This is a genomic window from Pseudomonas sp. 1D4, from assembly GCF_001728925.1.
GTDB lineage: Bacteria > Pseudomonadota > Gammaproteobacteria > Pseudomonadales > Pseudomonadaceae > Metapseudomonas > Metapseudomonas otitidis.
This window is the reverse complement of record NZ_LXJQ01000113.1, coordinates 1-2057: the sequence shown is the minus strand read 5'-3', so window position 1 is coordinate 2057 and position 2057 is coordinate 1. Positions and strand designations below refer to the sequence as shown.

Sequence of the window (2057 nt, the reverse complement as noted above, 5' to 3'; positions counted from 1 at the left end):
CGTAAGCGCTCCATAAACCCCACCTACCCAGCTCAGGCGGCTTGGCTTTAAATCGCCCTCAGGTTCCAGGGCAGCAGCGCTTCATAGTCTTCGACGCTATTGGCCTGGGGTAGGCGCTCGAGGACATGGCGCAGCCAGGCGTAAGGTTCCTGGCCATTAGCCTTGGCGGTTTCGAGCAGGCTGTAGAGCTGCGCGCTGGCCCTGGCACCCTTGGGGGTGTCGCTGAATAGCCAGTTCTTGCGCCCGATGACGAACGGGCGGATGGCGTTCTCCGCGCGGTTGTTGTCGATCGGCAGGTGCCCGCCTTCGACATAGCGCACCAAGCGGCTCCAGTTGCTGGCCAGGTAGTTCACGGCATTGCCCAGCGCCGTTTTTCCAGCAACCTGCGGCTGGGTTTTGTCGAGCCAGGCGTTGAGCTGGTCGAGCAGCGGCTGGCTGCGTTGTTGGCGGGCGCTCAGGCGTTCGCTGTCGTCGGCTTTTTTCAGCTCACGTTCGATGCCGTAGAGCTTGTTGATCAGGTTCAGCGCCATGTCGGCCCGGCCGACCTTGCCCTTGGGTTGCACCTTCTGCGCCTCGACGAACTTGCGTCGCGCATGCGCCCAGCAGGCCAGACGTTCGATGCCGTCTTGCTGGGCCACGGCGTTGTAGCCGGCGTAGTCGTCGGTCATCAGGTAGCCGCGATAGCCCGCGAGCAAGCGCAACGGTACGGCCTGCGCGCGGCTGGTGTCGTAGTCGAAGAGAACGACCGGCCTGTCCGGCGGGCCACCGCATTGCACCCACATCCAGGATTGTGCGGTGGGATCGCGCCCCGGCTCATGCAGCACCTGTAGCCGGGTTTCGTCGCAGTGCAGCAGCGGATAGTCGAACAGCGTGTCGCGCAGCAGGTTGAGCAGCGGTTGCAACTGCTCGCCGCACTGGATCACCCAGCGCGCCAGGGTCTGGCGGGGGATGTCGACGCCGTGGCGGCTGAGCATTTTCTCGAAACGATACAGCGGGATGCCGTCGGCGTACTTGGTGGTCAGCAGCATCGCCAGCACGCTCGGTGTGGCCAGACTTTTCTCGAGCAGTTGTGCCGGTTTGTCGGCGGTCACCGGGGCGGCTTCGCAGGCGTTGCAGGCGTAGGTCTTGCGCACGTGGCGGATGACCCGCACCTGCATCGGGATGATCTCCAACTGCTCGCTGGTTTCCTCGCCAATGACCTGCTTGCGGCAGCCACAGGCGCAGGTCAGCTCGTGCTCGGGCAGTTCGTGCACGATTTCAACACGCGGCAGGTTGGCTGGCAGCGGCTTGCGCTTGCCGCGACGCGTGATCGGTGCGACGACTTCTTCGGCTTCGGCTTCGGCTTCGGCTTCGGCTTCGGCTTCGGCTTCGTTTGTTGCCGCGGTCGGCGTTTCGAGCAGCTCTTCGGCCTCGTTGAACATGGCCAACTGCGGCGAGTCGGCATCTTCAGGGCTGCGCTCGGACTTGGGCGAGAACAGCTTGTGGCGTAGCAGGGCGACCTGTTCCTGGAGTTGCGCCACCTTTCCTTGCGCCAATAGCAGCATCTGCTTGAGCAGTACAGGATCGTCGGGAAGGTGGTCGGCAGCAGATTTCATGGCGTCGGATTATACCGGCTCAGGCCACGAAACGCGGCCTCAACACCTGATGCGGACGGTTGCGCCACAGATCGATGCCGTCGAGCAGCCAGTTCAGCTCATCGACCGTCAGTTCGATGACCTCGTCGCCAGCATCGGGCTTAGTCTTGAAGCGCTCGGCCTCCAGACGCTTGAGCCACAGGCAGAAGCCATTGCGCTCCCAGTAGAGGATCTTGACCTGACTGCGGGCGCGGTTGAGGAATACGAACAGCACCGGATTGAATACCTCCACCTTGATATCCAGCTCGACCAGGGCGGCCAGGCCGTTGATGGATTTGCGGAAATCGACGGGCTTTGGGTAGAGGTAGACCTTCTGTACCTTGGCGTCGGGACGCATCATGACGGTGAACTCCGGTGAAAACGGGAGCCCAGCATCCGGAAACGGATAGCTCAGTTGAAGGTGGGGTTTATGGAGCGGTTACG

The 2057-nt window shown here is 62.7% G+C and carries 2 protein-coding genes; both read right to left on the bottom strand.

Translation table 11 applies throughout. The features are described 5' to 3' along the window. Positions 1-47: 47 nt before the first annotated feature. The gene (locus A7D27_RS26775; protein ID WP_083265799.1) at positions 48-1595 is read right to left on the bottom strand and encodes an IS66 family transposase; all 1548 of its coding nucleotides are present in this window, start codon (positions 1593-1595) and stop codon (positions 48-50) included. A gap of 19 nt (positions 1596-1614) precedes the next feature. After that, positions 1615-1974 (bottom strand): IS66 family insertion sequence element accessory protein TnpB, encoded by a 360-nt coding sequence (tnpB, locus tag A7D27_RS26770; RefSeq protein WP_069563701.1) that lies wholly within the window; start codon positions 1972-1974, stop codon positions 1615-1617. Positions 1975-2057 lie beyond the last annotated feature (83 nt).